We start from the raw sequence: 6374 nt of genomic DNA, 5'->3' as shown, positions 1-6374 counted from the left end.
CGCTGGATGCGTCCCAGAGCCGCACGGTCTTGTCCGCAGCAGCCGAGACAATGGTCTTGCCGTCAGGGCTGAACGCTGCGCTGATGACACTATGCTCATGTCCTTTGAAGACAGCCAATTCCTTGCCGCTGGCTGCGTCCCAGAGCCGCACGGTATTGTCCGCCGCAGCCGAGACAATGGTCTTGCCGTCAGGGCTGAACGCTGCGCTGATGACACTATGCTCATGTCCTTTGAAGACAGCCAATTCCTTGCCGCTGGCTGCGTCCCAGAGCCGCACGGTATCGTCATCGGAAGCCGAGACAATGGTCTTGCCGTCAGGGCTGAACGCCGCGCTGTTGACATCATACTCATGTCCTTTGAAGACAGCCAGTTCCTTGCCGCTGGCTGCGTCCCAGAGCCGCACGGTCTTGTCCGCAGCAGCCGAGACAATGGTCTTGCCGTCAGGGCTGAACGCCACGCTTCTAACATTGTCCTCATGTCCTTTGAAGACAGCCGGTTCCGATATAGCGGCCTTAACCACTACAGGCGCAAAGAGCATACCTGTTACATAGGATTCCAAGGCTGACTTGCCGAACTCTATTTTCTGCTCCAAGGCTTCTGAGGTAAAGAGTACCGCCTTTTTGTATACCTCTGAACTCTTCTCTTTCTCGGCTACTTTTAAGGCACTCAACGCCTTCTCCTCAAACGCTTTGGCAAGGTTGTAGTTGGCTTCAAGAGTCTGCTTTTCAGCCCTGTCCTTCTCATTTTCAGCCTCAACAGTTTTCAGCTCGGCAATCTTTCGCTGCTCAACAGAATGCTGCCGCTCCTGCTCTGCCACCACCTTCTGCCGTTCCGCATCCTTCCACAACACAAAGAATACAATCATCACCGCAGCAGCAAGCAGCATTCCCGCAGCCGCAGCAATGCCTTTCCTCCGCCGCTGCTTCTTCCGCGCCGCCTCACTCTCCCTAACAAACGCAAGCTCCTCCTCTCCCAAATACCCCGCATGACTCCCACGCCACTGCAACGCCTCCCCCAGCGGCAGACCGCGCAGCAAGGCCCCTTCATCATGGCCGCTTTCCTGCCACTGCCGCAGCAGCACCCGCAGCTTGTCCCGCCAGACAAGAAAGTCCCGCTCCGCATCCACCCATTTGCGCAAGGTCTGCCAATGCCGAATCAGGGCTTCATGCGCCACCTCCACCTGCTGCCCAGCCTTATCGCCAGACGTGACCAAGAGCCGCCGGTCGGCAAGCTGCTTGATCAGTCCGCGCTGCTCTTCCTGAAAATCCGCCAAAGCCGCCACCTGCCGGGTGTCTTCCGTGCCTTGGCCGGGCCGTACCAATTTGAGGAAAATCCGGCGGACTGCTTCCTGATCAAACTCCGCCAGCACCGTGTCCGCATGACGAGCCAAAGCCTGCCGCACTCCACCGATGGCCGTATAGGCTTCGTGCGTTATCTGCATGTGCTCCTGCCGCTCCCAAAGCTGGGTCAGGCAAAATTCCAGCAGCGGCAGGCCACCCGGCTCAGTGCCCACATCAGCAACAATCAGATCAGCCAAGCCCGCCTCAAAACGGATGCCGAGCAGTTCCGCAGGCCGCTCCACCGCCAAGCGCAGCCCGTGGCTGTCGAGCGGGGATAAATACAGTGGCTGGCAGGCGTTCAGCGTTTTGGCAAAAACCTCATCATCGAGCGCGGCTTCGAGAAAATCTGCCCGCAGGGTGATGACTGCCCTGAAGCCATCGGCCTGCGCCGCCAAGAGCTGGGCGACAAAGGCGCGAGCCAAGGCCCTGTCCGCGTTCAGAGTATAGAGTTCTTCAAATTGATCAACCAGCAGGAGGAAGCGGCGGCAGTCGTTACGCTCGGCAATGCGCTGAAGCAGGTCAGACAGGTGCAGCTCGCCGGAAAGCAAGTCAGCGGCGCACTGCCTACTTTTCTTTACCCGCTCCAGCTCGTCCTCGTAGAGGAAGGGAATCAGACTGGCGGCCAGCTCGTGAAAAGGCTGCTGCTTGGGACGGCAGGCGGCAAGCAGCCAGTCGCCGCTCTGGCGTAGGATGGGCAACAGTCCTGCAAAGACTAAGGAAGACTTGCCGCTGCCGCTCGCGCCGATCACCGCTGTGAAGGGCTGCTGTTCGATTTTCTGCCGCAGCGCGTTCGCGTCCGCCTCTCTGCCAAAATAGAAGCGGGCATCCTTTTCCCGGAACGCCTCCATGCCCCGGTAGGGATTGACCGGACGGCTGAATTTGTCCAGTTCGGGAAAGGCTTGAATCAGCGCGGCGGCAGGAATCATGTACGCGGTGTTGAGTTCTTTCCACACCGCCACCGCCATGCCGCAGACCGCGTTTTCCTGCACCGACCAGACCGCTGTGCCGCTGAAACCGGGCGCAACCACGCCACTGCCCTGATGATGCAGCTCAATCAGCCCCTGTGTGTTCAGTCCTTGCAAAGTCAGATTGGCGCAGGTGCTCGCAGGCACGGAAAAACCTTGTAGCCTGACCTGCCTGCCCCAATGCTCCTCGAACAGCACCAAGGGCGCGGGCTGCGCTCCGACTGGCAGCGGCGCATCCTCCGGTAGCTCCAGCACGGCTATATCCTCCAGCTCGCCGACAGCGGCATTTTCCCGCACCGGAAACCAGCGCAGGACTTTTGCGTGGAGCAATATCTGGTCAGGCAGCAGGGGAAAATCAAGGGCAAGCAGCGTGTCGGGCTGCTCCGGGGCAGTCTGTCCGCGCCGCAGGGCAGTGTTGACCACATGGGCGCAGGTCAGCACATGGCGCGGCGCAGCCAGAAAACCTGCTCCGGCAGCAGCGCGGCCTGCGCTGTCGTTGATCAGAATGCGGACAAAGGCAGATTCCAGCGTGGGAGCAGGCATGGCTGCGTCACTTCTTGTTGCTCCACTTCAATGAGACTTTGAAGGTGGCCTCGCTGTCAGCAGAGGCAATGATCACACCGGTTTTGGCATTGAACTTCAGGCCAAACTCCAGATTGATCTCATCCGGCGTGTTCATCTCTCGGAAGGCATTCAACACCACTTCGGCGGCAGGCTTGATTCGGGCCACTGCGTCAGCAAAGCGGGAGGCGGCTTTTTCCGGCCCGTCATCGTCACCCCGGCTGGCGAGCCGCATTCCTTCTGCCTCGCTGACCTCGCCTTCCACATACACCGGCTGGCCGTCCAGCTCAAATTCGATCAGTTTTTTCATGGTGGTCATGTAGTATTCTATGTAACAGGAAAAGATTCAACGTAATCATCGTACTAAACTAAAAAGAATGTCAAGCCCCCCTTACGCTCACCTTCACAATCCGCATCTTCGCCGCCAGCTCTTCCTCCAAGTCCAGCACCGCTGCCAGCGCATCCCTCGGCCCGACACCCGCTTCAGCGCAGGGATGATAGAGATCAAGCAGCAGCCTGCCGCCTTCGCCCAGCTCCAGTTTCTTGACGAACTCCTTCAGATCAAACTCGCGGCTCTTGCCCTTGCGGCTGAGTTCCAGCAGGAATTTTTCCGTGATCTGAAAGGCGGCGATGCAGTCCGCCGCCCGCTCTGCATCCACGCCTTCCGGCAGCAGGCAGTCATAGCTGATGATCTCGTTGATCGGGGTCTTCTTCTTGGCCAAAGCAAGGGCGGTGATGGCCATGAAGCTCGGCAATTGCCGGTTCAGCTCGGCCAGCATCTCAGCCGGGCGGCGGATGGGTTCAGCCAAGTCAACCTCGAAGAACTCAATCTCGCTTTCCACGCCAACCGGCAGGGCCGGGCTGAAGGATACCTTGGGCGTGGGATTGAAGCCCTGCGAGAAGAGCACCGGCAGCCCGGCCCGCTGCAAGGCGCGGAAGACGAGATTCAATATCTCCAAATGGCCGATGAAGCGGCCATCGCCAAGGCGGGAGTAATCGGCGCGATAGCGGAATATGGTCGGCTGACTGTTCTTGTCCCGCTCTTGCTTATGAACCGCAGGCGCGGCAGTTTCCGTTGCCTCCTTTGGCGGATTGACTAACGGCCTGATCCTCTTGAAATCGCAGAGGCCGCAGTTCTGGCAGCCCTGATTGCGGCAGTCCGGGGTATAGGCGCGCTCCATCGCCCGTTCGTATTCGCGCTCCAAGAAACTGCGGTCAACACCGCTGCTGAGGTGATCCCAGGGCAGGACTTCGCTGCGGTCGCGCTGGCGCAGGTAGAATTCGAGATCAATGCCCGCCCGCTCCGCCGCCTGCTGCCAGCGGGCCAGAGAGAAATGCTCGTTCCAGCCGTCGAGCCGCGCTCCGTCCCGCCACGCCTCTTCCAATAAATGAGAAAGCCTGCGGTCGCCGCGCGAGAACACCCCTTCGAGCAGGCACTGCTCCGGGTCGTGCCACTTCAGCTTGTAGCCCTTGGACGGCAGCTTCTTCATCAGCCGCTGGATGCGCTCTTTGGACTCATCTAGCGAAATCTGGCAGCACCACTGGAAGGGCGTGTGCGGCTTGGGCACAAATGTGGAGACCGAGACATTGATGTCCGCCTTCTTGCCGTTCGCCTCGCGCCGCGCCCGCGCTGCCAGGTCAACTATCGCGTCCACATCCTCCAGAGTCTCAGTCGGCAGGCCGATCATGAAATAAAACTTGAGCACGCTCCAGCCCGCATTGAAGGCATCACGGCAGCCAGCGAGCAAGTCGGCCTCGGTGATGCCCTTGTTGATCACCTCGCGCAGCCGATCAGTGCCTGCTTCCGGCGCGACCGTGAAGCCGGTCTTGCGCACCCGCCTGATCTGGGCGATGACCTCCGGCGTGAGGGTGCCCACCCGCATCGAAGGCAGGGAAATGGAAACCCGCTCTTCGGCGAAACGGTCCATCAGCTTGGTCAGCAGCTCCGGCAGGCAGGAGTAGTCGCCGGTGGAGAGTGAAAGCAGGGCCAGCTCGCCAAAGCCGGAGTTCTGAATGCCCTGCTCGGCGAGCTGCATCACCTGCTCAACCGTGCGTTCGCGCACCGGACGGTAGATCATCCCGGCTTGGCAGAAGCGGCAGCCGCGTGTGCAGCCCCGCGCAATCTCCACGCCGAGGCGATCATGCACCGGCTTGACAATCGGCACCAACGGGCGTTCCAGCAGCTCCGTTGGTGGCAGTTGCGGAACAATGCGGCGGCGAATGTGTGTATAGCCCGGCTTGAGCGGGATGACAGCCTTGAGCTGCTGGCCTTCATACTGCGGCGCGAAAAAGGCCGGGACATACACGCCGTCAATCGCCGCCAGCCTGTGCAGCTTTTCCTGGCGCGAGAGGCCGTCACGCTTGGCAGCACGCAAGGCGGCAGCTATTTCCAGAATCACTTCCTCGCCGTCGCCCAAGACAATGGCATCGAAGAAGTCAGCCAGCGGCTCCGGGTTCATCGAGCAGGAGCCGCCGCCGATGACCAAGGGCGCGTCTTCGCCGCGCTCCGCCGCCCGCAGCGGTATTTGCGCCAGATCAAGGATGGTGAGGATGTTGCTGAAGCACAGCTCGTAAGGCAGCGTGATGCCGATGACATCGAATTCCGCCAAGGGCCGCCGTGATTCGAGCGAGAAGAGCGGCAGGCTGTTTTTGCGCAGCTGCTCCTCCATGTCGGTGTCAGGCACATAGCAGCGTTCGGCAGCCAAGCCCGGCTCGCGGTTGAGGATGTGATACAGTATCTGCAAGCCCTGATGCGACGTGCCGATCTCGTACAAGTCCGGGAAGATGAGCGCGAAGGCGAGATCAATCGCCGCGTAATCAGGACGGACTGCGTGCAGCTCGCCGCCGATGTAGCGGCCCGGCTTGCGCACCAAAGGGAGGATGGAGTCGAGAGAAAGTGTATTCATCTGGCTGTGATAATGATGACGACGCTGCCGCATGCGCTGCTTGGTGAGAATGCCGCCCTTACCATAACGGAAGATGGAGGAGAAAGGCAAGCAGAGAACTTACGCCAACCCAAGTTGTGACCTCTGCTGTTCACGGAAAAGTTTCTTGCGGATGCCGGGCGGAAGGAGGAGCATAGACCTTATGCAGAGCTCAGGCCCAGCCTGAAGCGTCCGCTTTGCCCGCAGGCATGGCTGTCTCCGCGCGTTCACAGCAGCTCTGCTGAATTATTCTGTTTTCCCGCCGCCTGCGCCGGAAGGACGCTCGTTTCAATTGAGGCGGTTCACGCTTGCTTTGCCCTGATTCCAATTGGAATCGTGTCAATGTCGATTGGAATTGGAGCGTTTCCGATTGGAACCGGGGCAATTCCAATCGGAATTAGGGCAAAGTCAATTGGAACCGGGCCGATTCCAATTGGAATCAGGTTGATTCCAGCAGGAATCGTGTCAATTCCAATCGAAAACAGGGCGATTCCAATTGACTTTACCCCGGTTCCAATTGGAATCAGGCCGATGCAAACGCGTTTTCCGGCGGCTGCGGCGGGTTTTCAGCCGGAGCAAAGCGG

2 protein-coding genes and 1 pseudogene are annotated in these 6374 nt (G+C 59.7%); all 3 read right to left on the bottom strand.

The genetic code is table 11. From position 1 onward, the window contains the following. Window positions 1-2848, bottom strand: a pseudogene (locus ACNKID_RS09780) (hypothetical protein); the annotation flags it as partial. Between the two features lie 7 nt (window positions 2849-2855). Next, complete coding sequence (locus ACNKID_RS09775; protein ID WP_417913243.1) at window positions 2856-3185, bottom strand: CU044_2847 family protein; 330 nt, start codon at window positions 3183-3185, stop codon at window positions 2856-2858. Window positions 3186-3246: 61 nt separating this feature from the next. Beyond that, window positions 3247-5772 carry a TIGR03960 family B12-binding radical SAM protein gene (locus ACNKID_RS09770; protein ID WP_417913242.1) on the bottom strand — a complete coding sequence of 842 codons (2526 nt, stop codon included), beginning with the start codon at window positions 5770-5772 and terminating at the stop codon, window positions 3247-3249. Window positions 5773-6374: the final 602 nt, after the last annotated feature.

The organism is Candidatus Electronema sp. TJ (assembly GCF_048287355.1).
Classification (GTDB): domain Bacteria; phylum Desulfobacterota; class Desulfobulbia; order Desulfobulbales; family Desulfobulbaceae; genus Electronema.
This window is presented reverse-complemented; position numbering and strand designations above follow the sequence as displayed.